This window comes from Neorhizobium galegae, from assembly GCF_021391675.1.
In the GTDB taxonomy this organism is placed as follows: domain Bacteria; phylum Pseudomonadota; class Alphaproteobacteria; order Rhizobiales; family Rhizobiaceae; genus Neorhizobium; species Neorhizobium galegae_B.
This window is the reverse complement of the sequence record NZ_CP090095.1, coordinates 4,576,631-4,600,841: the sequence shown is the minus strand read 5'-3', so window position 1 is coordinate 4,600,841 and position 24,211 is coordinate 4,576,631. Positions and strand designations below refer to the sequence as shown.

The 24,211-nt window shown below is 60.6% G+C and carries 23 protein-coding genes and 4 pseudogenes; 10 read left to right on the top strand and 17 right to left on the bottom strand.

Annotation, left to right across the window (positions count from 1 at the left end; translation table 11 throughout):
- Positions 1-251: 251 nt before the first annotated feature.
- Positions 252-1,157, bottom strand: coding sequence for a LysR family transcriptional regulator (locus LZK81_RS22530; protein WP_046604172.1), 906 nt, complete (start codon positions 1,155-1,157; stop codon positions 252-254).
- Positions 1,158-1,365: 208 nt separating this feature from the next.
- Here LZK81_RS22530 and LZK81_RS22525 point away from each other — a divergent pair, with 208 nt between their 5' ends.
- From LZK81_RS22525 to LZK81_RS22515, 3 genes are all read left to right on the top strand, one after another.
- Positions 1,366-2,247: a tripartite tricarboxylate transporter substrate-binding protein gene (locus tag LZK81_RS22525; protein WP_233954743.1), complete on the top strand. Its 882-nt coding sequence runs from the start codon at positions 1,366-1,368 to the stop codon at positions 2,245-2,247.
- A gap of 300 nt (positions 2,248-2,547) precedes the next feature.
- Positions 2,548-3,633 (top strand): tartrate dehydrogenase, encoded by a 1,086-nt coding sequence (locus LZK81_RS22520; RefSeq protein ID WP_046604590.1) that lies wholly within the window; start codon positions 2,548-2,550, stop codon positions 3,631-3,633.
- Between the two features lie 110 nt (positions 3,634-3,743).
- The gene (locus tag LZK81_RS22515; RefSeq protein WP_233954742.1) at positions 3,744-4,907 is read left to right on the top strand and encodes a mandelate racemase/muconate lactonizing enzyme family protein; all 1,164 of its coding nucleotides are present in this window, start codon (positions 3,744-3,746) and stop codon (positions 4,905-4,907) included.
- 50 nt (positions 4,908-4,957) lie between these two features.
- On the opposite strand, the pseudogene LZK81_RS22510 reads toward LZK81_RS22515, so the two are convergent.
- Positions 4,958-5,103 (bottom strand): annotated as a pseudogene (locus LZK81_RS22510) (integrase); the annotation flags it as partial.
- 157 nt (positions 5,104-5,260) lie between these two features.
- Entirely contained in the window at positions 5,261-6,139 is an 879-nt protein-coding gene (locus LZK81_RS22505; protein WP_233954740.1) for an SDR family oxidoreductase, read from the bottom strand.
- Between the two features lie 125 nt (positions 6,140-6,264).
- Between LZK81_RS22505 and LZK81_RS22500 the strand changes: the two genes are divergently transcribed.
- Positions 6,265-6,909 carry a TetR/AcrR family transcriptional regulator gene (locus LZK81_RS22500; protein ID WP_233954739.1) on the top strand — a complete coding sequence of 215 codons (645 nt, stop codon included), beginning with the start codon at positions 6,265-6,267 and terminating at the stop codon, positions 6,907-6,909.
- A gap of 98 nt (positions 6,910-7,007) precedes the next feature.
- On the opposite strand, the gene LZK81_RS22495 is transcribed toward LZK81_RS22500, so the two are convergent.
- Complete coding sequence (locus LZK81_RS22495) at positions 7,008-7,391, bottom strand: winged helix-turn-helix transcriptional regulator (protein WP_046628720.1); 384 nt, start codon at positions 7,389-7,391, stop codon at positions 7,008-7,010.
- 135 nt (positions 7,392-7,526) lie between these two features.
- Between LZK81_RS22495 and LZK81_RS22490 the strand changes: the two genes are divergently transcribed.
- Positions 7,527-8,261: an NADPH-dependent F420 reductase gene (locus LZK81_RS22490; RefSeq protein ID WP_233954738.1), complete on the top strand. Its 735-nt coding sequence runs from the start codon at positions 7,527-7,529 to the stop codon at positions 8,259-8,261.
- Between the two features lie 220 nt (positions 8,262-8,481).
- Here LZK81_RS22490 and LZK81_RS22485 read toward each other — a convergent pair.
- The 6 genes and pseudogenes from LZK81_RS22485 to LZK81_RS22460 all read right to left on the bottom strand — a co-directional run bounded on the left by LZK81_RS22485 (position 8,482) and on the right by LZK81_RS22460 (position 12,973).
- A pseudogene (locus LZK81_RS22485) lies at positions 8,482-9,110 on the bottom strand (tyrosine-type recombinase/integrase).
- Between the two features lie 130 nt (positions 9,111-9,240).
- Positions 9,241-9,612 carry a nuclear transport factor 2 family protein gene (locus LZK81_RS22480; RefSeq protein ID WP_046604588.1) on the bottom strand — a complete coding sequence of 124 codons (372 nt, stop codon included), beginning with the start codon at positions 9,610-9,612 and terminating at the stop codon, positions 9,241-9,243.
- A 177-nt stretch (positions 9,613-9,789) separates the two neighbouring features.
- Positions 9,790-9,861: pseudogene (locus LZK81_RS22475) on the bottom strand (nucleoside deaminase); the annotation flags it as partial.
- A gap of 296 nt (positions 9,862-10,157) precedes the next feature.
- The gene (locus LZK81_RS22470) at positions 10,158-11,390 is read right to left on the bottom strand and encodes a type II toxin-antitoxin system HipA family toxin (RefSeq protein ID WP_233954736.1); all 1,233 of its coding nucleotides are present in this window, start codon (positions 11,388-11,390) and stop codon (positions 10,158-10,160) included.
- Positions 11,387-11,659, bottom strand: coding sequence for a helix-turn-helix domain-containing protein (locus LZK81_RS22465; protein WP_233954735.1), 273 nt, complete (start codon positions 11,657-11,659; stop codon positions 11,387-11,389). The genes LZK81_RS22470 and LZK81_RS22465 overlap by 4 nt, the downstream gene beginning before the upstream one ends.
- A 492-nt stretch (positions 11,660-12,151) precedes the next feature.
- Positions 12,152-12,973: an SHOCT domain-containing protein gene (locus tag LZK81_RS22460; RefSeq protein WP_233954734.1), complete on the bottom strand. Its 822-nt coding sequence runs from the start codon at positions 12,971-12,973 to the stop codon at positions 12,152-12,154.
- Positions 12,974-13,316: 343 nt separating this feature from the next.
- On the opposite strand from LZK81_RS22460, the gene LZK81_RS22455 reads away from it, so the two are divergent.
- Both LZK81_RS22455 and LZK81_RS29275 read left to right on the top strand, forming a co-directional pair.
- Entirely contained in the window at positions 13,317-13,922 is a 606-nt protein-coding gene (locus tag LZK81_RS22455) for a RibD family protein (protein ID WP_267967547.1), read from the top strand.
- On the top strand, positions 13,868-14,143 hold the full coding sequence (locus LZK81_RS29275) for a dihydrofolate reductase family protein (protein WP_267967546.1): 276 nt from the start codon (positions 13,868-13,870) through the stop codon (positions 14,141-14,143). Before LZK81_RS22455 ends, LZK81_RS29275 begins: the two co-directional genes overlap by 55 nt.
- Here the strand turns inward: LZK81_RS29275 and LZK81_RS22450 are convergent.
- Genes LZK81_RS22450 through LZK81_RS22435 form a run of 4 tightly spaced genes read right to left on the bottom strand, consistent with a single transcriptional unit; the run spans position 14,102 to position 17,336 of the window.
- Positions 14,102-14,887, bottom strand: a complete 786-nt coding sequence (locus LZK81_RS22450; protein WP_233954733.1) for a class I SAM-dependent methyltransferase — start codon at positions 14,885-14,887, stop codon at positions 14,102-14,104. The two genes, LZK81_RS29275 and LZK81_RS22450, sit on opposite strands and share 42 nt — an antisense overlap.
- Positions 14,884-15,927 carry a glycosyltransferase family 4 protein gene (locus LZK81_RS22445; protein WP_233954732.1) on the bottom strand — a complete coding sequence of 348 codons (1,044 nt, stop codon included), beginning with the start codon at positions 15,925-15,927 and terminating at the stop codon, positions 14,884-14,886. Before LZK81_RS22445 ends, LZK81_RS22450 begins: the two co-directional genes overlap by 4 nt.
- Positions 15,924-16,322 (bottom strand): 6-pyruvoyl trahydropterin synthase family protein, encoded by a 399-nt coding sequence (locus LZK81_RS22440; protein WP_046612005.1) that lies wholly within the window; start codon positions 16,320-16,322, stop codon positions 15,924-15,926. Before LZK81_RS22440 ends, LZK81_RS22445 begins: the two co-directional genes overlap by 4 nt.
- Before the next feature lie 12 nt (positions 16,323-16,334).
- A complete protein-coding gene (locus LZK81_RS22435; protein WP_233954731.1) occupies positions 16,335-17,336 on the bottom strand; it encodes a zinc-dependent alcohol dehydrogenase in 1,002 nt (333 codons plus the stop codon).
- A gap of 219 nt (positions 17,337-17,555) precedes the next feature.
- Here LZK81_RS22435 and LZK81_RS22430 point away from each other — a divergent pair, with 219 nt between their 5' ends.
- Positions 17,556-18,350 (top strand): CDP-alcohol phosphatidyltransferase family protein, encoded by a 795-nt coding sequence (locus tag LZK81_RS22430; protein WP_052753635.1) that lies wholly within the window; start codon positions 17,556-17,558, stop codon positions 18,348-18,350.
- The gene (locus LZK81_RS22425; RefSeq protein WP_046628413.1) at positions 18,337-19,086 is read left to right on the top strand and encodes an FkbM family methyltransferase; all 750 of its coding nucleotides are present in this window, start codon (positions 18,337-18,339) and stop codon (positions 19,084-19,086) included. The genes LZK81_RS22430 and LZK81_RS22425 overlap by 14 nt, the downstream gene beginning before the upstream one ends.
- A 4-nt stretch (positions 19,087-19,090) precedes the next feature.
- On the opposite strand, the gene LZK81_RS22420 is transcribed toward LZK81_RS22425, so the two are convergent.
- Positions 19,091-20,017: a lysylphosphatidylglycerol synthase transmembrane domain-containing protein gene (locus LZK81_RS22420; protein WP_233954730.1), complete on the bottom strand. Its 927-nt coding sequence runs from the start codon at positions 20,015-20,017 to the stop codon at positions 19,091-19,093.
- A gap of 30 nt (positions 20,018-20,047) precedes the next feature.
- Here LZK81_RS22420 and LZK81_RS22415 point away from each other — a divergent pair, with 30 nt between their 5' ends.
- Positions 20,048-21,700, top strand: coding sequence for a sulfatase-like hydrolase/transferase (locus tag LZK81_RS22415; protein WP_233954729.1), 1,653 nt, complete (start codon positions 20,048-20,050; stop codon positions 21,698-21,700).
- Between the two features lie 253 nt (positions 21,701-21,953).
- Here LZK81_RS22415 and LZK81_RS29470 read toward each other — a convergent pair.
- Positions 21,954-22,361 (bottom strand): annotated as a pseudogene (locus LZK81_RS29470) (ABC transporter ATP-binding protein); the annotation flags it as partial.
- A gap of 77 nt (positions 22,362-22,438) precedes the next feature.
- Entirely contained in the window at positions 22,439-24,208 is a 1,770-nt protein-coding gene (locus tag LZK81_RS22405) for an ABC transporter permease subunit (protein ID WP_233954727.1), read from the bottom strand.
- Between the last annotated feature and the right edge of the window lie 3 nt (positions 24,209-24,211).

Here is a 24,211-nt window from a genome sequence, read left to right as displayed (position 1 = left end):
TGTCTTCCCGTCGGACCGCACTATGCTGATGGTCGGATTGCAAGCCAAGCGGGCCCGCAGCTTCCGGGAAATTGCAAGGCCGGTTTAAATGACCGCAATGGGCGCGCAAAATAGCCGTTCCTCAACGCGAATTTCGATGTCCGCTTTGGGGCCGCACCCCGCCATAGTTGAGCACCCAGCGCATGGGGCTGGCGCTCCGTGGGGACATCGTTTGGTTCCTCTAAGGGCCTAACGGCTCAAATCGCATGAAGTTACTTCCGTGCAGCCATCACCGTCGACCAAAACTGCTCCGCGAGTTCCGTCATTCTCGTCCGGGGACGGATGAGAACGATCTGGACGGCAACTGTCCATTCTTCATCGCCCGCAATGGCGAGTTTGCCGTCGCTAGCCAATTCTGCAGCCGCCAGACTCTGTGGAATCCACGCAACGCCCTTTCCCTCCATCGCCAGAGCCTTCAAGACCATCGCGAGGTGGGAGGTGAATACCCGAACCAGCTTCAGGTGTCCCGCCCGAGTTGGGATGGTGGCTGCCAGTATCCGTCCCATGCCAGACTTTTCGTCGAAAGCGATATGCGGGACGGGGTCTTCAGGCGTTCCAGGAAGTTTGTAGGTCGGTTCCCCGCTGTCGGAGCGCATCGCGATCGGTATTAGAAGATCGCTAGCCAATTGGACATGCTTGAAATCGGTGTCGTGCAGTCGGATCTCGCTGTCCGGATGGTGATGACAGAGCAGAAACTGAGCGCGTCCGTCCGCCATCATCTTCTCGCATTCGTTCATATTGTCGGACAGGAGGCGTATCGGCACCGTCGTGGTGGAAGAGCCCAGGCTCTGGACCCAGCCTGGAAAGAACGTAAACGATAAAGCGTGGGTCGCGGCGAACGTCAGCGTCGCGCTGGCCGATCGTGTCTGTTCAAGCTCGTGTCTCGCCCTTTCGATGCGTTGTAGTACATCGGCGGCTGCCGAAAGCACGATCTCTCCGGCGGGAGTGATCTTCAGGCGGTGCGTGGAGCGGTCGACCAACGGTGTCCCGCTCCAGTCTTCGAGCGCACGGATTCTTCTTCCGAAGGCCGGCTGTGTGATGTTTCGGAGCTCTGCAGCTCTTGAAAAGTTAAGGGTCTCGGCGAGTGCACGCAAATCGGCAAGCCAGGCGGTATCCATCTCATCTCCTCGTCGTCGGCATCAAATGAAGCCGAATCGGCATTGGACCGTCAACCGGTGGTCGGCAAAGGTTCGCGAAGGAGTGCCGTTGTTGACGTCAACGGCAAAAAGAGGAGGAAAGAAATGAAGCCCGCTCTCACTATAGCCGCGCTTGCGGTTTCCGTCACCCCTGTCTTCGGGAGCCGACTATCCGGACCGAAACATCTTCATGGTGGTGCCATATGCGGCAGGAGGCCCCACCGACACGATCGCACGGCTTACCGCCGTCGCGATGTCAAAGTCGCTCGGCCAGCAGATCGTGATCGAAAACGTGGCGGGTGCAGGCGGCACCATCGGTGCCCGTCGTGTCGCCGACGCAGACCCGGACGGCTACACCATCCTGGTCCACCATATTGGGATGGCAACGGCGCCTGCTCTCTATCGCCAGCTCCCCTACAAGCCGCTCGAGGCCTTCGAGCCCATTGGTCTTGTCAGTGATGCCCCTATGACGGTCATCTCTCGCGCCGACCTGGGGCCGGAGTCCTTCGAAGACCTTCTTGCCTTTATCAAGCAGAAGGGCACCAACGTCACCTACGCTCATGCCGGACTTGGGGCTGCCTCCCATCTGTGCGGCACGCTCTTCATGTCAACGATCGGCACACAGATGACCACGGTCCCATACAAGGGCAACGGCCCCATCATGACCGATCTAATCGGCAAACAGATCGACATGACTTGCGATCAGGCGACGAACACAGTTGGCCCGATCACCCAGAATCAGGTCAAGGCGTACGCGATCACGAGCGACGAGAGAGCCGAAACGCTTCCGGATGTGAGGACCACGACGGAGGCGGGCTTGCCCACGTTCAAACTTGGCGTCTGGCACGGCGTCTATGCTCCGAAGGGCACTCCCAAGGAGATCGTAGACAAGCTCTCGTCAGCTTTGCGATCCGCAATGGAGGACGCGACGCTCAAAGAACGCTTTGCCCAGATCGCGACTATTCCGGCGACCAAGGAACAAGCAACTCCCGTCGCCCTCCACACGAAGCTGGACAGCGAAATCAAGCGGTGGGATCCGATCATCAAGGCCGCCGGCCAGTTCGCCGACTGAGGTCGGACTGTGGGCTCAGGATTTCCTGGGCCGACACCAGGTGTTCCAATGGATATAAAAAACCTCGCGGCGTCGCTCCTGTTGTTAGCGACCGGGTTGAGCTTCGGTCTCCTCGGCCTTCCCGTCCGGCTCTTCGGGCCGCGGATTGGAGTTTGACGAAATGGACTTCATCAGCAACTCGGCACTCGGTTTGAGCGCAGCCCTGACTCCGTACAATGTTCTCTTTTGCTTTGTCGGAGCCCCCCTCGGAACCCTCGTCGGCGTACTTCGTAGAAGAAGACTGATCGATTGGAGACAGGCATGACCAACCAAAAAACGAACAGGATCTACAGGATCGCCTCCATCGCCGGCGACGGCATCGGCAAGGAGGTCGTACCTGAAGGGCTACGAATCTTGGAAGCCGCGGCGAAGAAGTTCGGATTCGAGTTGCAGATCGACTCCTTCGATTTCGCCTCATGCGACTACTATTTGAAGCATGGGCAGATGATGCCCAAGGACTGGAAGGCTCGGATCGGCGGCCACGACGCCATCTTTTTTGGGGCAGTCGGCTGGCCTGAAGTTGTTCCCGATCATATCTCGCTGTGGGGCTCTTTGATCCAGTTCCGTCGCGAGTTCGACCAGTACGTGAGTCTGAGGCCATGCCGGCTGATGCCGGGAGTGGCCTCTCCTTTGGCAGGTCGTGGTCCAGGTGACATTGACTTCTACGTGGTCAGGGAGAACACGGAGGGAGAATATTCTTCGATCGGCGGCAAGATATTCCCCGGCACCGACCGAGAAACCGTCGTCCAGGAGACTGTGATGACTAGGATCGGCGTCGACAGGATTCTTAAGTTCGCGTTCGAGTTGGCCCATAAGCGCCCAAGGAAAAGATTGACCTCAGCGACCAAGTCGAATGGGATTTCGATCACGATGCCCTATTGGGACGAGCGCGTCGAAGAGATGGCGAGATCTTACCCTGGCATCACTTGGGACAAGTACCACATCGACATACTGTGCGCGCATTTTGTGCTCAATCCCGACAGGTTCGACGTGGTCGTCGCTTCCAACCTGTTCGGTGACATCCTCTCGGACCTCGGGCCTGCCTGCACTGGAACGATCGGAATAGCACCCTCCGGCAACATTAATCCAGAGAGAAAGTTCCCATCGCTGTTCGAACCAGTACATGGTTCGGCACCTGATATAGCCGGGAGAGGCGTTGCCAACCCCATCGGCCAAATATGGTCCGCGGCCATGATGCTGGAGCATCTAGGTGAGCAGGAAGCGGCTGATGCCATCATGGCGGGAATCGAAGGATCGCTCGCCGATTCACGGCTGCGGACGCGGGATCTCGGTGGAACTGCCAATACCGTGACATCCGGAAAGGCCGTGGCCGACTTCCTCATCTGAGCGCGAAGCGGTGGTTGACGGGCAGCGCGGCGAGGCCCCCCGACGGATCACTGCCACGACCCTCAAAGCTCAATACTGATATCAACGTTTTCTATCCAACGGAGTACATGATGCGTATCATCGACGTCTGCGAAGTTACGAAACCGATCGCTTCGCCTATCCGCAACGCCTATATCGATTTCTCGAAGATGACGGCCAGCCTCGTCGCCGTCGTGACGGACGTCGTGAAGGACGGCCGGCGCGTTGTCGGCTACGGTTTCAATTCGAACGGGCGTTACGGCCAAGGCGGCCTCATCCGCGAGCGCTTCAAGGATCGGATTCTTGAAGCGTCTCCGGATGGCCTGATGAACGACGCCGGTACCAATCTCGATCCGCACAAGATCTGGGCGACGATGATGCAGAACGAGAAGCCTGGCGGTCACGGCGAGCGTTCGGTGGCCGTCGGCACCATCGACATGGCCGTTTGGGACGCTGTCGCCAAGATCGAAGGCAAGCCGCTCTTTCGACTCCTCGCCAAAATGAAGGGTCGTGAAGCTAACCCGAAGGTCTTCGTCTATGCGGCAGGCGGCTACTATTATCCTGGGAAGGACAACAGCGCGCTGCGCAAGGAAATGCGCGGATACCTCGACCGCGGGTACAATGTCGTCAAGATGAAGATCGGCGGCGCCTCGATCGACGAAGACCGGGGCCGGATTGAGTCGGTTCTCGAAGAGATTGGCTCCGAGGCGCGCCTCGCCGTTGACGCGAACGGCCGCTTCGACCTGGAGACGGGCGTCGCCTACGCGAAGATGCTCCACGCATATCCGCTCTTCTGGTACGAGGAGATCGGCGATCCTCTGGACTATGCGCTGCAGGCTGCCATCTCGGAGTTCTACGACGCGCCGATGGCGACCGGCGAAAACCTTTTTTCGCATCAGGATGCTCGCAACCTGCTCCGTTACGGCGGAATGCGGCCCGATCGCGACTATTTGCAGTTCGACTGCGCCCTTTCCTATGGGCTCGTAGAATACCTCCGTACTCTGGACGTCCTGCGCCAGTTCGGCTGGTCGCCGTCGCGCTGCATCCCGCACGGAGGGCACCAGATGTCGCTCAACATTGCAGCCGGGCTGGGGCTAGGGGGCAACGAGAGCTATCCGGACCTATTCCAGCCGTACGGGGGCTTCCCGGACGGTGTCAAGGTCGAGAACGGCCACATCGTGATGCCGGACCTTCCCGGCATCGGCTTCGAAGGCAAGTCCGACCTCATCAAGGTGATGCGGGAACTAGCGGAATAACAAGACGCGGAGCGGGGGACTGCCTCGCCCGCTCCTTCTCAGGACATCTTGCCTTGGAGCTTACTGTCGATCGCGAGATCAAACAGCGCGCGATCTCTCATGCGCCCCTCCCGGTCGAGGAGGAAGCGGATCGCCCAAATCTGGCGCTGCTTCAGGGGCTTCTTGACGCCGACTTTCGGCCGGCGTTCCAGGTCATCTATGCCGCCGTCAGGCGGCAATAGCGCCTTCCGGCGGTAGCACTGGCCTCAGACACCCTACGCGCAGCGAAGCTACTGCGACCCTTTATCTCACATGCAGGCCCGAGTGGCCCCCTCAATGGGCGGCAGGTGGCACCACCCGCCAGCCGAAGAGTGTCAAATCATGCTCGACATGCCGAGCGAAGTGAGCAGGTCGTTCTGAATTGGGCTTACGGCTTCGTTCAACCGCTGGACACCGAGATCCATGCCTTCAGGCATGACGACCGTGCGCAATGGACGCCGTTCCGTGGCCTCGACCAACTGCGCAATGGCATCGGCCACACGTTGGGGCCGTGGCGGATTAGCCTCGTCGCGTCCGTCGTTGGCGTGGGCCTTGATCTGACCGGGGATCGCCGCGACCTCGCCGTAGGATGTAAGCACGGCCTGGTCGGAGGGCTCCGGGCTCGACGAGATAAGGTTGCTAGGGAATGGCCCTGGCTCGACGATGACGGAGTCAATTCCAAAACCCTTCAGTTCGTACCGATAGGCTTCGGCAAGCGCCTCGAGCGCGAACTTGCTCGCAGAATAAACGCCGAAGAACGGAAAAATCACGCGGCCCATCAGGGATGTCACATGAACGAGAAGTCCGCTGCCGGCGGCACGCATGTGCGGTAGTACGGCGCGGTCGGCCCGTAGGGCGCCAAAGAAATTGACCGCAAATTGCCGTTCGACGTCCGCGACCGTATAGGCTTCCGTGATCCCGACGGCCATCGTTCCCGCGTTGTTGATCAGGGCATCGATTTTTCCGTGCTGCCTGATGATCTGCTCGATCGCGGAATTGACCGATGCCTCGTCGGCGACATCCACTTCAAGGACGTGCAATACATGCCCTTCAGCTTTCGCCGCGTCGATGAGCTCGCTCCGGACCTTGGCATTTCTTCCTTCGACGTCTCGCATGGTCGCAACCACCGTATGACCCCGCCTGGCGAGCTCCAATACTGTCAGTTTCCCAAAACCACTGCTCGCGCCGGTCACAACAACGACTTTTCTGTTCATCTTAAGTCCTTTCTCTGAAATCCAAGGGCGCCGCATCCACATAGACAGACCTGTATGTATTTGCAATCTTTAAATTGACAGAATAGTCTGTATATCAGTGTACGAAGAATCTGAGGTGACGAAGGATGGAAACGCGCGGCATGCTTGAGTTCGTGGATGTAGAGGGGCAGCCGCTCAACGCCCTTGCCCCGCGAGAACGTATATTGAAGACGGCGTCGGACCTGTTTTACCGGTTCAGCATCCACTCAGTTGGGATAGACCGCATCATTGCCGAAAGCGGCGTGGCGAAGATGACGCTCTACAAGCACTTTCCATCAAAGGCAGACCTGATCGCTACCTATTTGCGTTACAAAACTGACACCTGGTTTCAGATGCTCGCAACCTCGACTGAAAGAGCCGGGCTGTCGCCGCTGGAGCGTGTCCTCGCCATCTTTGATGCGTTAGAGGAACCGTTCCGTGCGCCTTCTTTCCGCGGCTGTCCCTTCGTGAAAGGACTGGCCGAGTTCGGGCCGGAGGCTAACTCCCCAGACGTGCAGGCAACCATCGCCGCGTATTTTAAGGGCTTACATGAATTTGTTGCGTCACTCATCGAGCCTTTGGCATTAAGCAAACCCGAAAGAGCCGTGATCCAGATCCTGTCGCTCTTCCAAGGCGCGATCGTGATCGCGCAATCGACGCGCGATCCTGCCATAGTGGAGGCAAACCGCGATGCAGCCAAGGTGTTGCTTGAGGATGCGTTGATCACGTCGCCTGAACCTGAATTTCGTTAAGCGGCGGTGTAGACGATCTCGGCCAGCGCGGCTCGACGCAACGGCTTCCTTTTGATCTGGCGATGCACAGCGGGCAGTCACCGAAATATGCTGGTCGCTTACGCCGGATCTTGCGACGTTGCGGCACGCGCATCACGTCGCATGAACGCCCAGTCGATTAGTTCCGCCATGGACGGACCGAGTGCGATCCCCATATCACTCAGTGCATATTCGACCTTTGGCGGCACCTGTGGATAGACGGTTCTTGTCACGATACCATCCTTCTCCAACTCCTTGAGTTGCTGGATCAGCATCTTCTGGTTCACGCCCTCGACGCGCTTTTCGAGTTCCGAGAATCTTAGCGGACCCTTTGCGGCGAAGAGCTGGCAGATGATGACGATCTTCCACTTCCCTTCAAGGACCCGCAGAGCATCTTGGGTTGCCGCCGCCCATATCATTCGCTGCTTCGGGTCCTCGCAGCGCCAGTCTCGTTCAACTGCCATACATACCTCTGGGTAGGTTACCCACCTTTTAGTCGGTTCTTGCCGTATCCGGTAGCTAACCCTATTCTTCGGAGCACAACAAGTCAGGCCTCCGTTCGAGTGCGTTAATTCCAATATTCGCAGCAAGGAAATGATATGAACATCGGGATTGTCGGCGCAGGAAACATCGGCGCGACACTTGCACGCAAGCTCGCGGCCGCAGATCACGAGGTCAAGCTCGCTAACTCAAAGGGTCCGGAATCCATCCGCGATCTCGCCGCGGAAGTTGGTGCGACGGCAACGACCAAGGAAGATGCCGTGACGGGGGTGGACATTGTGATCCTTTCCATCCCGTTTTCGGCTCATCGCGATCTTGCCAATTTATTCGCAAATGTTCCCGAGAACGTCGTTGTCGTAGACACGTCCAACTACTATCCGTTCCGTGACGGAGCGATCACCGATGTTGATGGTGGCAAACCGGAAGCGGTCTGGATCAGTGAGCAGATCAACCGACCGATCATTAAAGCTTGGAATGCGGCGCTTTCTGCGACTCTCGCGGAAAAGGGCGTAGACAAGTCGCAACCCGGCCGCATCGCCCTTCCGGTAGCGGGTGATAACCTCGAAAAGAAGTCGATTGTCATGCAACTGGTGGAGGCGACGGGCTTCGACGCTCTCGATGCCGGGGGTCTCGCGACCTCATGGCGACAACAGCCTGGCACGCCTGCCTATTGCACGGAACTGACTGCTGAAGAGCTGCAAACGGCTCTAGAAAAAGCTGACCAAAAATGCTCGGCAGGTAACCGTGAGGCCCTGATCAAGGTCTTCATGGAAAAAGGCGGCAGCCTTACTCACGATGAAATCGTAGCCCAAAACCGCGCCGGGACCGCTTGAGCGATAAGGAGATGAAGGTTGGTATCCTCGGACTAATTTCACGCCGTGATGGCGACTCGAGTTTTTCCGACGATATCCGCGCACACATGTCATGGCTTCAAACATCAATGCGATGGCCGCTTTCGGGCAGATGCATCAACTGCATCTATGGCTGACAAGGAGGGCGCATAGCTGCTCGGGCCGAAACGCACGACCCCGCTGTGTGCAGGGCTGTATATTTTTAAATTTCGGTGTGCTCCGCCAGTTCCAGCGCATCCTCGATGTCCACGCCCAGATACCTTACAGTGTTCTCGATCTTGGTATGTCCGAGCAGGATCTGGATCGCACGAAGATTGCCTGTAGCTTTGTAGATCATCGCCGCCTTGTTGCGTCGGAGCGAGTGCCGTAGTCTTCGCTTCGTAGCCCAATCGCGGTAACCCACTCATCGACCAATCTGGCATACTGGCGAGTGCTGAGATGATCGGCATTATCGACCCGACTGGGAAAGGCAAAGTCATCGATTGTTCTGCCTCTCCGTTCAAGCCATGCAAGCAAACTAGCCCTAACGTCAGCCGTGATCTCGAATTGGACAGGACGTCCGGTTTTTTGCTGGACGACCATGGCTCGGGTTCGGATCTCCTGGCCTGTGACGAGTGTTCCGATTTTGAGCTTAACGAGATCGCAGTCTCGTAGCTTACTGTCGATCGCGAGATCGAACAGCGCTCGGTCTCGAATGCGTCCCTCTCTATCGAGGTAGAAACGAATTGCCCAAATCTGCCGCTGCTTCAAGGGTTTCTTTACGCCGACCTTACGGCCGGCGTTCCATGCCGGGCGACCCAATGCAGCAGGATCATATTGTGCGATACCCATTTGAGTTCTCCTTCGGCCACCATTGGCCCTCGGAGTAACGCACAAGTTCCAGGTTCAAGAGGGGCGGCCGGAAGCTGACCGACGGCTCAAAGCTGAGGCACTTCAAGAGCGTCAACATCTGGTCTTGTGGCTACTCGACGATCTTCCAATAGGAATCTTTGCGGATCACCTGGCCATTCCGAAATGTATAAAGATCGCAACCCTGGACTTCCGTCTTTGTCCCGTTGACCGACGTACCCATGAGGGTCCATCTCGATATCCCAGTTCCGGATGCTTCATCAACGAAGTGCTCAGCGTTGTTGTAGGTAACGTCAGGCAGGCCCTGAAAGCGCGACGCCAGAGCCTCTCGCACCTTGGTCTTGCCTTCCAAGCGAGACCCCCATGGATCGCGCCCGCGTGGCATCTCCAATATGCAGTCTTCAGCGAAGTAGGTCATGATCAGATCGAGATCATGAGCGTTGAAGGCATCGCACAGATCCCTCAGCCGCCGAAGCAAGTCCATCACGGTCTCCATCAGTAGGGAAAGCGAGCTCGCGATCCTACCATGTTTCCTCCCGTTCTGCAGAAGGTGCATTACTGCGCGGGCAATGGGTGAAGACCCAATTTGAAAAGATGCGACGGAACTGGTCCAGACACACCACCTCGATGCTCGCCCCAGCAGCATTTCGGACGAAAGAGACTATGCCTTGCCCAGATGCTTCGGCCAGAATTCGTGATGAACTTTGGCTGCTTCGTCTTCGAGGTTCGTCGGGCTCGGTGACCAATCGGACCGGCAGCTTTCAGGACATCGCAAGATCGGGTTGAATGACCGCAATGAGGGCGCAAAGCAGCCAAAGCATTCCGATGCTGATAGAGTGTCCGCTCGGAGCCGAAGCGGAAACAATTTCCGCTAGACCTCTCCTGTGACTGGGACTAAAGCCGAGGTACAAAAGTAGTAGCGGCGGTCGCTTGGGCCGGGAAAACAGATGGGATTTCGAGACAATCTCGATAAACTTCCGAAATGATGTAAGCCTCCAGGTTCTCTGGAGACGATGCAATTTCCCGAGTTCAAAGCTGCCTGTGAATTCGTTTGGATCGCTTCTGAACGTTATGGCTGATGCGCTCCAGAATTCTTGTCGGATCGCCGGAGGCCTTAAACAGTCGCGTCGCGACATCATCGCAGGCGTCACCAACTACGGCCGCAAGTTCCTCGACCCGCCTGGCAGTCGATGCGCCGCTCAACCCGATCTCCTCGGCCACCGCTTGCCAATCGCGTCGATGCAAGTCGGGCGCGATGAAACGTCCGGCAATGCCCTGCGGCAGGCTCTGATCGACCTGACGATACACCGCGGCACACATCAAATCGTAAAGCGGCGCCATCTTCGCAGATCCGCCCGCACCGATCAGGATGGAGTAATTCTTGGCGTGCGAGTCGGAGTTGCAGATCAGTACGTTGAAAATCACCGCGTCCAGAAGCTTCAGGCGCTCGCCAAGTGAAACGAGATCGCTGACGGCATCGAACATCATCTTCAGCGTCACGCCGCGGCCTGTCGAGGAGCGCTCGTATTTCTGCGACGGAAAATGACCCGTTAGCTGACAAAGATCCTCCTGATGCAGCCGGCGGATCTCACCCTGCGGGTCCGTGAAACGGTCGTAGCGCTTCACCAGCAGATAGCGTCGTTTGCCGGCTACGCCTATTGTCGCCTCGGCCGCTTCCAATCCGCATGCCCTTGCAAGGGCAAGACAGAAGGCTTCGTTTTCGACGCTTCCCGCCAACCGCGTGGTATCCGGCTTGATGATGTGGGTCGATGGTGTTCCATCGACAGGGATTGAGATGATCCCTTCCTCGTCGATGAAGACGGGCAATTTCTCCTGCACGCCGGCAAGCGACATGGACACGCCCCGCTCTCCGACCAGGAAGGGTTTGGACGGAAGCTCGTTGAGGATGCGCTCCAGTACTTCGTCGTCCGGAATGGGCTGCAGGTTGACGCCTGCCTTGCGTGGTTCTCCGATCGAGAGCGCTCCCGCCGTGTCGCGGCCGATGTGACCGAGCAGGCCCACGATGTCCTGGGGAGACACTTTCAGCCGCTGACCGATCTCGGCGAGATGGGTTTCCGGCAGCAGGTTGGCGAGCCACGGCAGCAGCCTGTCTGCGTGGACCGCTCCTGATCGCAGCGGCATGGTCAGTGAGATTGGGAAGGCCGAGCGGCGCGCCTCCCATGACGGATCGTAGTCGAGCCGCCATTCCCCCTCGAACGTCATCTCGCCAACGAGGAAGGCTTCGTAGAAGATGGTTGTCATCGGCCATCACCGAAGGTCGGCAGGAAGCCGAGGTCATCGTCCGGTGCGGTCGGTGTCGCCTTAACTGTCTTCAGGTCACCGATCTCGATGCCAACCGTGCGCGCGACGATCAGCGCCTTCTCAAGCTGGCAGCTCGGCTTGCCGGATTCGAGTTCGATGATGAAACGTTCGCCTGTTCCGGACCGGGCGGCAAGCGCCGTCTGAGTCCAGCCGAGACCTTTGCGTTTTTCCCTGACGGCGGTGCCGAAATCACGTGCGGACCTGAACATCCTGCGTCTCCTTTACAGGCTTACCGTACAGGAAGATTTTCTGACTTTCAACGCCATTCTTACCGATCGGGAAGTGCGATCGTCAGAGACGCCTATTCATACCGATCGGGAAGTTTTTACCATCGAGCAATCCCATAGAATAGGGCCCTTGAGATCCGGGTATCGCGTGTGGTACACCTCCGGGTATCGTATTTCCACAATGCGGGCAGAGGCTTACGAAAAACGCAGGTTTTCCGGGTATCGCGCGGCTATCTGGCGGAGAGTCCCACCCTCTCCGCCACTATGAACCTTGGTTACCAGTGTTTTTCGCTGTCATCCTGATCACCCATTAAATTGGGCTGCCGTCGCGGGGTATCAGCTCGGGCCACACTAACCGCGCGACCTGCCTATTTGCTCGCCACCCCTCATGGCATTTTCTATTGTAGAACCGGCCGGGTTCATGCTTTGCCGCGAACACCTATTTTGGAGCTGTCCAGGTTGCTGCCCTAAACCCTACAGCCGTTGGAGCAGCTCAGTTTTCTTCGCCGCAAATTCATCGTCGGAAAGTATGCCTTTCGAATGCAGACCAGCCAGTCGTTCAATCTTGCTGAAGATATCGTCTGGATCGACGCCAGCCGGCGAGGAGCGAATATTTGTGCTCGGAACCGCCATTGATGGAGCAGCGACGCTCTGGCTCTGGCCTGCCGGCGTTTCCTGCTCTTCTTTCGGCGCCGGCGTGTTGTCAGCGGCCGATACGATCTCCAGTTCCGATACGCGCACGAGGCCGTGCTGTGAGGTGAAGGTCAACGACTGGTCGCCGCTCTGCTGCTGCGAAAAACCGCCGATGTTATGGTCTTTTGTGTCGTATACCGTGATCTGCCCGTTTACATCGATGGCCAGGCGGCGGCTTGCCGGGAAGAAGGCATAGCGAAGGTTATTCTGCGCGCCCGTCGATGAGGGTTGGCCGAGATGTTGAGGCCACGAACTGCTATGCGAACTCGACTGGTAAAAGAAGCTGTTTCCGTCGCCCTGGCTCTGAGATTGATAGGGCCGATCTACCTTCGGGCCGGAGAGTTCCCCAGACCGGATATAAGCGGCGATCTCCGAGCAAAGCATATCCACCCGGTGCTTCAACCCGTTGTTGAACATGTCACCGATCATGATCATGCCCCCGCTTGACCATTGCCCCATGCCGCCGAGCTCGACGTGGTTGAACTGTGCCTGACTGGCATGCCCGGCGATCAAGGCCATCGCAAGATGCTCGACCACACCAGGGCTGAACCCGTGCCGCTGGGACAGGCTTTCGATAATACTCTGTTCCTGGATATCTCTCATCACAAGCTGCACTCGATTGGCCGGGCTTCATCTATTACATTTGCATGGCCTTGAGGATACCCATGGAGATCGCATCGCGACTATCCGAAACCGTCGGGGGCATTGGCAAGCACAGGCGTGGTGGCGTTGCATAGACCCGTTTGAACGATTCCGGCAGCAGAAATCGATGGGAATGGGCATCCGTCTTGGCGATATCGTGAGCCCTGTCTCGCGAGACCATTGACGGAATGTTGATCTGGTGAAATTTTCCGCTCGTATTACAGCTGGAAGCGAATACGCCGGGCGAGGAACCTTTGGGAGGGTGCCGGCATTCTTTCTTTTCGGCCGGAAGACGAGGCGGAATATGCGATCAGTGAGGATGACCGAAGAGCTGTGGCAGCATCTGCTTTCGCTTCGTGAAGGCTCCGTGCGCCCGGTTGCGCTTTCCGCTGATGTCGATGCGTCCTGCCTGTCGCTCTACAGGCCGATCGCGATCCGCGGTAAGGCTCTGGTTCTGGCCCAGGTCGGCCAGTCTCTGGATGGCCGCGTCGCAACGCCGACCGGCGATGCCCAGGATGTGTCGGGCTGCGACGGCATTGCCCATCTGCACCGGTGCCGGGCGCTGGCGGATGCGGTGGTCGTCGGGGTCGGGACGGTCGTTGCCGACAACCCCAGTCTTTCGGTTCGTGCGGTCAGCGGCAGAAGCCCCGTGCGCGTCGTGGTGGATTGCAATGGCCGCATGCCGGAGCGGGCCAAGATGCTGCATGACGGGGGCACGCCCGTGCTCGTTCTGCAGGCCGACGACATGCCGCTCCTCAATGTCCGGCACACGATCATCCGGCTGCCGCGCCAGGCGGATGGGGGCTCGCGCCGCGGGATATTCTCGAGGCGCTCGCCGAACGCGGCCTCACCACGGTGCTCGTCGAAGGAGGCGCCACCACCATTTCCCGCTTTGTCGATGCCCAGATGATCGACCGGCTGCATATCTCGGTCGCGCCGATCATCATCGGTTCGGGTCCCGCCGGCATCCGCCTTTCGCCGATCGACCGCTTGTCGGAAGCCCGCCGCCCGGAGGTCCAGGTCTACAATATCGGCACGGACATTGTATTCGACTGCAATTTCCGCATGGAAGCGCGGCAGGCGACCGTCTCAGCGGATTGCGAGGATGTCCTGATGGCCGACCTGGCATAGGCTGCCTTCGCGGTCGACCATTTTCCGCCGGAAATCGGCCCAGTCGCGGATTTCGCTCTCGTCGAGCTGGCCGTATTCATAGACTGCGCGCACCACGCCGTCGAGGAACAGACGCTGCAGCTCGCGATGGTCTGCGGTCATCGTCCATGGGCTTTCGGCGGTGCTCACCGTATAGCCGCTCTCCCCGAGGCAATCGGCCAGCATCTCCCACGCCCGCGGCCCCAGCGAAAATCCAAAACCCTTGTCGCTCAGCTGATGGGCGTTGAAGCTTGCAAGCACGGCCTCGTCCAGCGGATGCGGCTTCGACCAGCGCATTCGGCCGTCATAGTTGAGCGCCGCGTAGAGACCGGCGCCCTTCTGCGCGATATGGGCGACGAAGCGGCGAATGAACTGCTCCGAACAGAGATCGAAGAGCGCAGACGCGGTCACGAGACTGACTTCGGCGAGCGGCAGCGCTCCGAGCTCGTTGAGATCCCCCTGAATGAGGTCGACAGCATCGCCATGCAGGCCGCGGGCTTCGTCCAGCAGCCGGTGGTCGTGGTCGAAAAGCCGAAAGTGAGCCGGCTTTCGAAGCCTGGGGGAGAGCACGCGGAAGGTCGAGCCGGTGCCGCAGCCGATATCGAGGACGGTTGGGGCCGAGACGCTTTCGAGGGATTGTATAGCCGCTCCCAGCAAGTCCGCGTCCCGTGCGAGAACATCCACGGGTTCGCGCAGCGCCAGCCAATCCCTGTGGAAGCCGCTCATCGAACGGTTTCCAGAAAACCGGAGATGGTGATGGCGGTGTCCCGCCAGGAAGGAAGCCCGGCACCGGCGATCGCTGCGGCGTCGGCCATGGAAATGCGGGTTTCGGGCTCTTTCAGCAGCCGTCGCAGCGCGGCTGCGAAAGCGGCCGGGTCGTCCGGCGGAACGAGAAAGCCGGCGCTTTCGGGCACGACGTCCGGCACGGCCCCCGCCGCACAGCCGACGATCGGCAGCCCCTGGGCGAGCGCCTCGGCGAACACCATGCCGTAACCTTCATAACGGCTCGCCAACGCAAAGATGTCGGCCTTGGCGAATTCGGAGCGTGTGTCGTCGATCTGGCCGGCGAATTCGATGCGGTCGCCGAGACCGGATTGGGCGACCTGGCGTTCGAGCTCTGCTGCGATGCCGGGATCGAGCATCTTGCTGCCGACGATGCGGCAGGTCCATGGCAGATCGCGCAGCTTTTCGAGCGAAGAAATCAATATGTCGTGGCCTTTGCGGTGGGTCAGCGTGCCGATGCTGAGGATCAGAGGCGGATCGCCGCCACCAGCAGCCAGCGGTGCCGGATCCATGCCCGGGATGGCGACCGTGATCTTTTCCGCGGGGATGGCGTAATTGGCGGCCAGTTCGGCAGCGGTGGAATGCGACGTGACGATAACGCCGCGGGTGTGCGCCAGAGCCGCCTTCTCCCGGGCGGCCGCGGCTTCTTGCTGCTTGCCGTCGAGCCCCGTCTCCAGCGCCAGCGGGTGGTGCACGAGCGCCATGATCTTCAGGCGTTTCGCGTGTCGGCCCGCCCATTCGTCCATCGCGCCGAAGGCTAATCCGTCGATCAGCACGAGACTGTCATCGGCTAGCCCGGAGAGCCTTCCTCCGGCATCGTCGAGCTGTTTTGCGTCCGGGTTCGGAAAACCCTCGCCGAGGGAGATCAGTTCGACATTCCAGCCGAGGTCGCGCAGGGCCGCGACGACACGGCGATCGTAGCCGTAACCGCCCGTGCGGGTTTCGAGCTCGCCCGGATAGGCGAAGACGAGATCGCGGCTCACAGCTCGGCCTCGAACCAGCCGCGGGCGGTGTGCGATTCGTGCAGCATGACCCGCAGTTTGCGGATGCGGCTACCACCCTCACCGAGCCGGCCGTTCCGGACGGCATCGGCGATGCGGTCGAATATGTGCTTGGCGAGGAATTCCGTCGTCGTCACCTTGCCGGCGAAAATCTCCAGCGTGTCAAGGTTCTGGTAGTTGAGCGGCGCCAGCACTTCCTTCAGCACGTCGGTCGCAAGCCCGATATCCACCGCAAGGCCGTTCTCGTCCAGATCGCTGGTGAAGAAGGCGGCGTCGACCACGAAGGTTGCGCCGTGCATGCCTTGGGCGGGGCCGAAGACCGGGCGGGCAAGACTATGCGCGATCATGATGTGATCGCGGACTTCGACGGCGAACATGCGGGATTTCCTTCAATACTTGATGCGATGACAGAGCGTGGCAGCCGAACCGATAATTTCGGCATAATCGGCGGCGATGGTCTCGAACGGTGTTTCGCCCGAAATCAGGTAGTCGAGCCGGTCATCGGCGAGAAGCTGGAGCGCCTTGCCCATGCGTCGCCTTGTGTCCCAGCGGGCCCGTCGCCCCGGCGGCAGGGAGGCCACCTGTGAGCTGACGATGGAGAGCCGCTTGGCATGGAAAGCGCCGCCGAGAGGGATCTCCACGTGCTTTTCACCATACCAGCTGGCCTCGACGATGCGCGCCTCGATACCGGCGTGATCGAGCGCCGTCGCCAGGGCGTCCGCCGACGCGGAGGCATTGATCAGCACGTCGCAATCATGGGGCACATGACCGGCAGATAAAAAACGGAGGCCGAGAGCCTCGGCGGGTCCGGCACGCTCCGCCTCGATATCGGAAATCACCACCTCGGTGCCGATGATCCGCGAGGCAAGGTAAGCGACCAGAAGCCCGATCACGCCGGCCCCGAACACCGCTACCCGGTCACCTGGCTGAATGCCTGCATCCCAGGTGATATTGAGCGCGGTCTCCATATTGGCGGCCAGCACGGCGCGCTGTGGGGACAGGCCGGCGGCAAGCGGGTGGGTGGCGGAAACGGGCACGCGAAAACGGTCTTGATGGGGATGCAGGCAGAAGACCGCTTTGCCGACGAGGCGTTCGGGCCCTTCTTCGACCAAGCCGACGGCGGCATAGCCGTATTTCACCGGGAAGGGGAATTGGCCGGCCTGGTGCGGGGCACGCATGCGCTCGTATTCGCTTTCCGGCACCTGTCCGGCAAAAACGAGCGATTCGGTACCTCGGCTGATGCCGCTATAGAGCGTTCGGACGACAACCTCGCCCTCGCAGGCCGTAGGCCGCTTCTCCTGCCGAAGCGCGCAACGGCCCGTCTCCTCGATCCAGAGGGCTCTTCCGTCCTTCTGCGTTGCCGCATTCGGAACTGTCTCACGCCTTGTCACGCCTCACACCTTTCACGCCATAACAATCCAGACCTAGAGGCTTCGACGATGACGGCAAGGGAGCCGTCCGGCGAGAGGGCGATATGGCCATCACGTTTATTTGACGGCGGTTTTTCGGATCCGGCATTTGCTGCTCACCGTATTCTTCTCCATGTAGTGCCTGTGAGGAGAGCGTCATGAATATTTCATATCATCCCTTGGACGAGGAAGGCACGTCCGATGGCTGACTGGATGAATGCCGGGCCGCTGGATCGCCAGGCGGCACGCAGAGCTCACCGCTTGCTCTCCCTGGATGCCTATGCCGTAACCATGACCGTCGCGGCTGCGCTGGTTGCGGCCATGCATTTCCTTGGCGACTGGCTCGGCATCGATACGGCCGCGGCCTGCTGCGCCTTCATCATCTATGCGGCGATTTCCGCCGTAGCGCTCGGCAATCTGCGCGCGCATGGGCATGGGCGTTTCGGCGCGGCCAATATCGTGACGACAATCCGTGCCGCCCTCACGTCGGTTTTAGGCGGGATGGTGCTGGCGTCGCCGCAATTCGGCGTGGGCTTCGACCAGGGCGCCTTGTGGATGCTGGGCTTCTTAGTCGCTTTCGCGATCGTCCTGGATGGTGTCGACGGCTTCCTCGCACGGCAGGCGGGCACGTCTTCCCGGTTCGGCGCGCGATTCGACATGGAAATCGACGCGCTGCTGATCCTCTTCCTGTCGCTCGCGGCAGTGTTGCTCGGCAAGGCGGGACTTTGGATCCTGCTGATCGGCCTGATGCGCTATGCCTATGTCGGGGCGCAGGCGGTCTTTCCGGCGCTGAGGGGCGAACTGCCGCATTCGATGCGCCGCAAGGCGATCTGCGTCGTTCAGGGCGTGGCGCTCTGTCTGATGCTGTTTCCGGTCGTTACCTCGCCGGTCTCCACCCTGCTTGCGGCTGCGGCCCTCGCTTCGCTCACCTATTCCTTCGCCGTCGACGTGATCTTCCTGGTGAGTGCGAGCAGGAGCCATCATGCCGCGGCCTGATTTTTCCGCTTCCCTGGGGCTGACACGCTCGCTGCTGATCTATTACGGCCAGCCCTGGCGGCGTTCTTCGCTGAAGCGGTTCTATGCGGGCCTCGTCCGCAAAGGCGATCTCGTATTCGATATCGGTGCGCATGCCGGCAGCCGCAGCCGGACGCTTCTGTCGCTCGGCGCCAGGATCGTCGCCCTGGAGCCGCAGCCGTTGTTTGCCGATTTTATTGCCAGATCCTTCGCGGGCGAAGAGTTGACGCTGCTGCGCAAGGCGGTCGGCAAGGAGCCCGGCAGCGTCGATCTGCACATTTCCAGCCGCCATCCGACCGTGACGAGCATTTCCTCGTCGTGGATTTCGAAAGTCGAGAAGACCGCCGGGTTCCGCAACGTCACCTGGGACCGGGTCGAGCGGGTGGAGATGACGACACTCGACGCGCTGATCGAAGAATACGGGTTGCCGGCCTTCTGCAAGATCGATGTGGAGGGCGCGGAAGCGGATATCATCGCCGGGCTGCACCACCCTATCCCGCTGATCGCCTTCGAATATATTCCGGCAACCATGGAAATCGCCGAGGAGGCGATCGGCCATTTGCGGAAACTTGGGCCCTATCGCTTCAACCGCGTCGAGGGCGAGCGGCATCGGTTCGTTCATCACCAGTGGATTGCTGCCGATGAGATGCTGGGCGAGATTGGCGGCCTTTCCGGCCAGGCGCCGTCCGGCGATATCTATGCCCGGCTGGAGGGCTGAAAGATCAGCGGTTCCGTCTGCCGACGAGTGTCGCCAGGATGAACATCAGGCCGGGTGCTGCGCCCGCAAGCGCCAGAATGCCGTAGAGGATGCTGGCGGTCACGCCGTCGGACGCGGCATAACCGAAGAGCGGCCAGAGCGCCGCCGCTGCCGCCTCTCTGGCGCCCCAGCCGGCGATCGTGGCGGGGATCAGCATCATCAGCAGACAGAGCGGGATGGCGGTGATGGCCGCGAGTGCCGGCAAGGGCGCCCCGACGGCCGCCGAGGCGAGCATGAACATCGCAATATAGCTTGCGACGATGACGAGGCTGAACAAGGATTGCACGATCCAGGCTCTATCCTGCAAAAAGACCTGAGCCAGGGCGGCCTTCAATTTTTCAAGCGGCGGTCGGATGCGGCGCGGCGGGAAACAGAGCGTCAGCATAAACACGATGGCGAGGCTTGCGACGGCGAGCGCGAAGCCGGAGAGAAGATGGCGCAGGTCTTCCGGGATCGCTGCTCCGCCCAGAAGCGGCCAGAACATGACGCCGAAGGTCGCTATGACGAAAAATACCCCCTGGCCGGCGACCCGCTCGAAGAGCACGGCCTGCGTCGGCACTTTCCAGCCGCCGTCGCCATGGGTTCTATTGCGAAAGGCGCGAACCGCATCGCCTGCCACTCCGCCCGGCAGGAGTTGATTGAGCAGGGTTCCCAGATAATAGTCGCCGATCGCCTGCCCCACGCCCAGGTGCTGGCCCAGCCGAGCTGCCGTAAACCGCCAGCGGAGCGCCGAGAGCATGATCTGCACCTGAACCAGCAGAAGCCCCGCAACCACATAGGCTGGATCGGCCGATGCCAGGCCTGCGGCAATCCGTTGCGGATCGAAGCTCAGGATCACGGCAATGAGAAGTGCAAGGGCCGCAGATAAGCCTATAAGTTTCAGAAAACGCATGGGCCGAAGGTTTTGCAGGAATGGCAGCGCATGAACGAGTATCGGCCTTTTCGCCAGAGTGACGCCGTCAGAATAGGGCATATCGCGCAACGCAAGGCAAATGGATCACCGATCCCGAGGATCACGATTTCGCTTGCGATCATGGTCGCGATTCTGACTCTGCCTTCCAATTACAACGAATTCTCGGAACTGCGGTTTCCGCTGGAAGTCGTCGGGATAGCGCTGCTGGCATCGGCGTTTAGGGGGATCGGCTTTTCTCTCCTGCGCTGGGCCGTCACGCTGCTGCTTGCCGCAATGCTGTTCCTGAAGCTTGCGGATATCGGCACCGGCACGGCCTTCCAGCGGCCATTCAATCCCTATCTGGATCTGAAGATCTTCACCGACGGCTGGAATCTCCTGAGCGGCGCCTTGGGCATCACCGAGGCGGTTGCAATCATCTGCATGGGCCTTCTGGCATGGCTGGTTGTCGCTACCCTTCTCCATTGGTCGCTCGGCGGTTTTCGGCGCCTCTCATTCGGGGGCCGGCGCAAGTCCGTTCTCGTCAGCGGCACGGTGCTGCTGATCGGACTGGCGGCGCTGGTGGTCCAGAACCCCGATCGTCGCAATCTCGGGGTCGAAGCGCATGCAGCTTCCTATTTCGTCAATCGCGTCGGCATGGTGAAGGACTCGATTGCCGATCTCGCCCGGTTCGAGGACGAATTGAAGCAGGATCCGCGGCCCGCCGGGCCGTATTTCTCGGCGCTTGCCGGTACCGATGTCGTCCTGATTTTTATCGAATCCTATGGCCGCAGTGCGATCGAGGATCCGCGTTATGCGGCGCGCCTCAACAGCCGGCTGACCTCGGTGGAGAAGGAGATCGAGGCAGCAGGCCTGCAGGCACGCAGCGGGTGGCTGACTTCGCCGACGGTCGGCGGCATCAGCTGGCTGGCGCATGGCACGCTGCTCTCCGGCCTCTGGGTCAACAGTCAGGGCCGCTACGACCGGATGATCACCAGCGAGCGGCCGAGCCTCAACAACCTCTTCCGTTCCTCCGGCTGGCGCACCACGGCGGTCATGCCGGCGATCACGCTCGACTGGCCGGAAGCCGGTTATTTCGGCTACGACAGCATCCATGCCGCCGCGGGACTCGGATATCGCGGAAAACCCTTCAATTGGGTGACGATGCCGGATCAGTTCACGCTCGAGGCGTTCGAGAGGCTGGAACGGCAGGCCCGTGACAAGCCCGGCCACAAACCGGTCATGGCGGAAATGGCGCTGATCTCCAGCCACGCCCCCTGGACGCCTATCCCGTCGCTGATCCCCTGGGATAAGGTCGGCGACGGCGCCGTCTTTAATGCGCAGGCGGAAAGCGGCGATCCACCCTCGGTCGTCTGGGCCGATCCCAACCGCGTCCGGGCGCAATACCTCACCTCGATCGATTATACGCTCGAAACGCTCGGCTCCTACATGGCGCGTTACGGAAAGAACACGCTGTTCATCCTGCTCGGCGATCACCAGCCGGCGTCGATCGTTGCCGGCGAAGGCGCCTCGCGCGACGTGCCGGTGCATATCGTCACCGGCAACCCGGAACTCCTGAAGCGTCTCGAGGGCTGGAACTGGCAGAAGGGCATGATCCCGCAGCCGTCCACCGCGGTCTATCGCATGGACGAATTTCGCCGGAAGCTGGTCGAGAGCTTCGATTGATCGACCGCGGCCCGGCCGAATTATCTCGTCAGGAATGGGTGCCGAGATAGCTTTCCATCAAAGCCGGATTGACCGCCATTTCACTTGCCGGGCCCGAAAGGCGGACTTCGCCCAGTTCGACCAGGTAACCCTCGTCGGCGATTTCGAGCGCGGCCCGGGCATTCTGCTCGACGAGCAGGATCGAGACACCGGTCTTTCGCAGTTCCGAGACGATGTTGAGGATGTCGATGACGATCTTCGGCGCGAGGCCCAGGCTCGGTTCGTCGAGCAGCAGCAGGCGCGGCCGGCTCATCAGGGCCCGGGCAAGCGCCAGCATCTGCCGTTCGCCGCCTGAAAGCGTACCGGCAAGCTGCTTGCGCCGTTCGGCCAGGCGCGGAAAACGCGCGTAGACGTCGTCGCGCGTCTTGGCGCGCTCAGTGGCGCTGCGGAGGAAGCCGCCGAGCTCTATATTGTCCTCGACCGACATGGTGGAGAACAGTTCGCGTTTTTCCGGCACGAGGCAGAGGCCGCCGGCAACGCGGCCTTCGACCGAGCGCGGCACGGGTGCGCCGTCGTAGACGATCGTGCCGGAGGAGGGGACGATGCCCATGATGGCGTTGAGCAGCGTCGATTTGCCGGCGCCGTTCGCACCGATCACGGTAACGATGCTGCCGGGCTTCATGCTCATCGATATGCCGTGCAGCACCTCGGCTCGGCCGTAGGAGACGTGAAGGTCGGAGAGTTCGAGCAGGTTTCCGCTCATGCGACACCTCCCAGATAGGCGGCGACGACCGCCGGATGTTTGCGCACGTCGGCCGGCTTGCCTTCGGCGATCAGGGTGCCGAAATCGAGCACCACGAGATGGTCGACGAGACCCATGACGAAGCCCATGTCGTGTTCGACGAGGAGCACGCTGACGCCCTCTTCGCGCAGCTTCTTCAAGAGGTTGGCGAGCTCCTGTTTTTCACCGTGACGCAGGCCCGCCGCGGGTTCGTCGAGCAGCAGCACGGCCGGGTCGGCGGACAGGGCGCGGGCGATCTCCAGGATGCGGATCTGGCCGAGCGCCAGATCGCCGGCTGGCCGGTCGCGATAGGCGCCGAGCCCGACGCGGTCGAGCTGATAGGCGGCCTCTGCAAGCAGCGTCGCCTCCTGCCTCCGCTCCAGCCGCAGGAAGCTCCTGAAGACGCCGGCCGAGCCGCGCAGATGCGCGCCGAGCGCGACATTTTCCAATACCGACATGTCCGGCAGGATCTTTGCGTGCTGGAAGGTGCGGGCGATGCCGTGTTTGGCGACTTCGCGCGGGCTGTCGCCGGACATCGGCTGGCCCTCGTAGAAAACCGATCCGCTGGTCAATGAAGCGAGGCCGGTGATGAGGTTGAAGGTCGTGCTCTTGCCGGCGCCGTTCGGGCCGATCAGGCCGACGACCTGGCCGGCGCGCACTTCGAAACTGACATCGTTGACCGCGACCAGCCCGCCGAAGGCTTTTCGCGCCTTTTCCACCTTGATCAGCGACGAGCCGGCCGGCGCGAGCGTTCGTTTGGCAAGCCTGTCGTCGGAAGTGGGCAGAGGCCGCGCTGGCCGCTTCGGCAGGAGCTTCAATACGAATGGCCAGAGACCGTCCCGGGCGAGCTGCAGGGTCACCACCAGCAGGATGCCGAAAACCACCATTTCGAAGTTGGCGGTCGTGCCGACCAGATCCGGCAGGAAACGCTGCAGCAGTTCCTTCAGGATCAGCACGATGCTGGCACCGAAGATCGCCCCCCAGACATGGCCGGAGCCACCGACCACGGCCATCAGCAGATATTCGATGCCCATGCTGAGCCCGAACGGCGTCGGGTTCACCGAGCGCTGCATGTGGGCGTAGAGCCAGCCGGAAAGGGCCGCGACCACGCCGGCGAACACGAAGACGGTAAGCTTGGCGCGCACGATGTTGACGCCGAAGGCTTCCGCCGCCTGGCCGCCGCCGCGCAGTGCCCGGATACCACGGCCGATCCGCGAGTCGAGCAGGTTTTTCGCGCCGATTGCGACCGCAATCACGAAAAACCAGATGAGGTAATAGATCGACCCGTCGCTCATGAAGCGATAGCCGGAGAATTCAATCGGCGGGATGCCGGAAATGCCGTCGTAACGGCCGAGGAGGTCGATCTTGCCGAACAGATAATAAAGCGCCAGGCCCCAGGCGATCGTGCCGAGCGGCAGGAAATGGCCGGAAAGGCGCACGGTGATGAGGCCGAGCGGCAGGGCGGTCGCCGCCCCGACGATCAGCGACAACGGCAGGGTCAGCCACGGCGACAAGCCGTAGTTCGTGCTCAGCACTGCCGTCGTATAGGCGCCGAAACCGCAGAAGGCGGCCTGGCCGAACGAGGTGAGACCGCCGACGCCGGTCAAGAGCACGAGGCCGATCGTCACCAGCGAGGCGAGGCCGATATTGTTGAGGATCGTCAGCCAGAAGGGCGGCACCGGCAGGAGGGGAATGATCGCCAGGAAAACGATGCCGGCGAGGCCGGGAAGCAAACGCTCGATCTTCATCGC

Coding starts and splice junctions, on each gene's coding strand:
- LZK81_RS22530 (WP_046604172.1), bottom strand. CDS start 1,157: ATGGATACCGCCTGGCTTGCCGATTTGCGTGCACTCGCCGAGACCCTT.
- LZK81_RS22525 (WP_233954743.1), top strand. CDS start 1,366: ATGGTGGTGCCATATGCGGCAGGAGGCCCCACCGACACGATCGCACGG.
- LZK81_RS22520 (WP_046604590.1), top strand. CDS start 2,548: ATGACCAACCAAAAAACGAACAGGATCTACAGGATCGCCTCCATCGCC.
- LZK81_RS22515 (WP_233954742.1), top strand. CDS start 3,744: ATGCGTATCATCGACGTCTGCGAAGTTACGAAACCGATCGCTTCGCCT.
- LZK81_RS22505 (WP_233954740.1), bottom strand. CDS start 6,139: ATGAACAGAAAAGTCGTTGTTGTGACCGGCGCGAGCAGTGGTTTTGGG.
- LZK81_RS22500 (WP_233954739.1), top strand. CDS start 6,265: ATGGAAACGCGCGGCATGCTTGAGTTCGTGGATGTAGAGGGGCAGCCG.
- LZK81_RS22495 (WP_046628720.1), bottom strand. CDS start 7,391: ATGGCAGTTGAACGAGACTGGCGCTGCGAGGACCCGAAGCAGCGAATG.
- LZK81_RS22490 (WP_233954738.1), top strand. CDS start 7,527: ATGAACATCGGGATTGTCGGCGCAGGAAACATCGGCGCGACACTTGCA.
- LZK81_RS22480 (WP_046604588.1), bottom strand. CDS start 9,612: ATGGACTTGCTTCGGCGGCTGAGGGATCTGTGCGATGCCTTCAACGCT.
- LZK81_RS22470 (WP_233954736.1), bottom strand. CDS start 11,390: ATGACAACCATCTTCTACGAAGCCTTCCTCGTTGGCGAGATGACGTTC.
- LZK81_RS22465 (WP_233954735.1), bottom strand. CDS start 11,659: ATGTTCAGGTCCGCACGTGATTTCGGCACCGCCGTCAGGGAAAAACGC.
- LZK81_RS22460 (WP_233954734.1), bottom strand. CDS start 12,973: ATGAGAGATATCCAGGAACAGAGTATTATCGAAAGCCTGTCCCAGCGG.
- LZK81_RS22455 (WP_267967547.1), top strand. CDS start 13,317: ATGCGATCAGTGAGGATGACCGAAGAGCTGTGGCAGCATCTGCTTTCG.
- LZK81_RS22450 (WP_233954733.1), bottom strand. CDS start 14,887: ATGAGCGGCTTCCACAGGGATTGGCTGGCGCTGCGCGAACCCGTGGAT.
- LZK81_RS22440 (WP_046612005.1), bottom strand. CDS start 16,322: ATGTTCGCCGTCGAAGTCCGCGATCACATCATGATCGCGCATAGTCTT.
- LZK81_RS22430 (WP_052753635.1), top strand. CDS start 17,556: ATGGCTGACTGGATGAATGCCGGGCCGCTGGATCGCCAGGCGGCACGC.
- LZK81_RS22425 (WP_046628413.1), top strand. CDS start 18,337: ATGCCGCGGCCTGATTTTTCCGCTTCCCTGGGGCTGACACGCTCGCTG.
- LZK81_RS22420 (WP_233954730.1), bottom strand. CDS start 20,017: ATGCGTTTTCTGAAACTTATAGGCTTATCTGCGGCCCTTGCACTTCTC.
- LZK81_RS22415 (WP_233954729.1), top strand. CDS start 20,048: ATGAACGAGTATCGGCCTTTTCGCCAGAGTGACGCCGTCAGAATAGGG.
- LZK81_RS22405 (WP_233954727.1), bottom strand. CDS start 24,208: ATGAAGATCGAGCGTTTGCTTCCCGGCCTCGCCGGCATCGTTTTCCTG.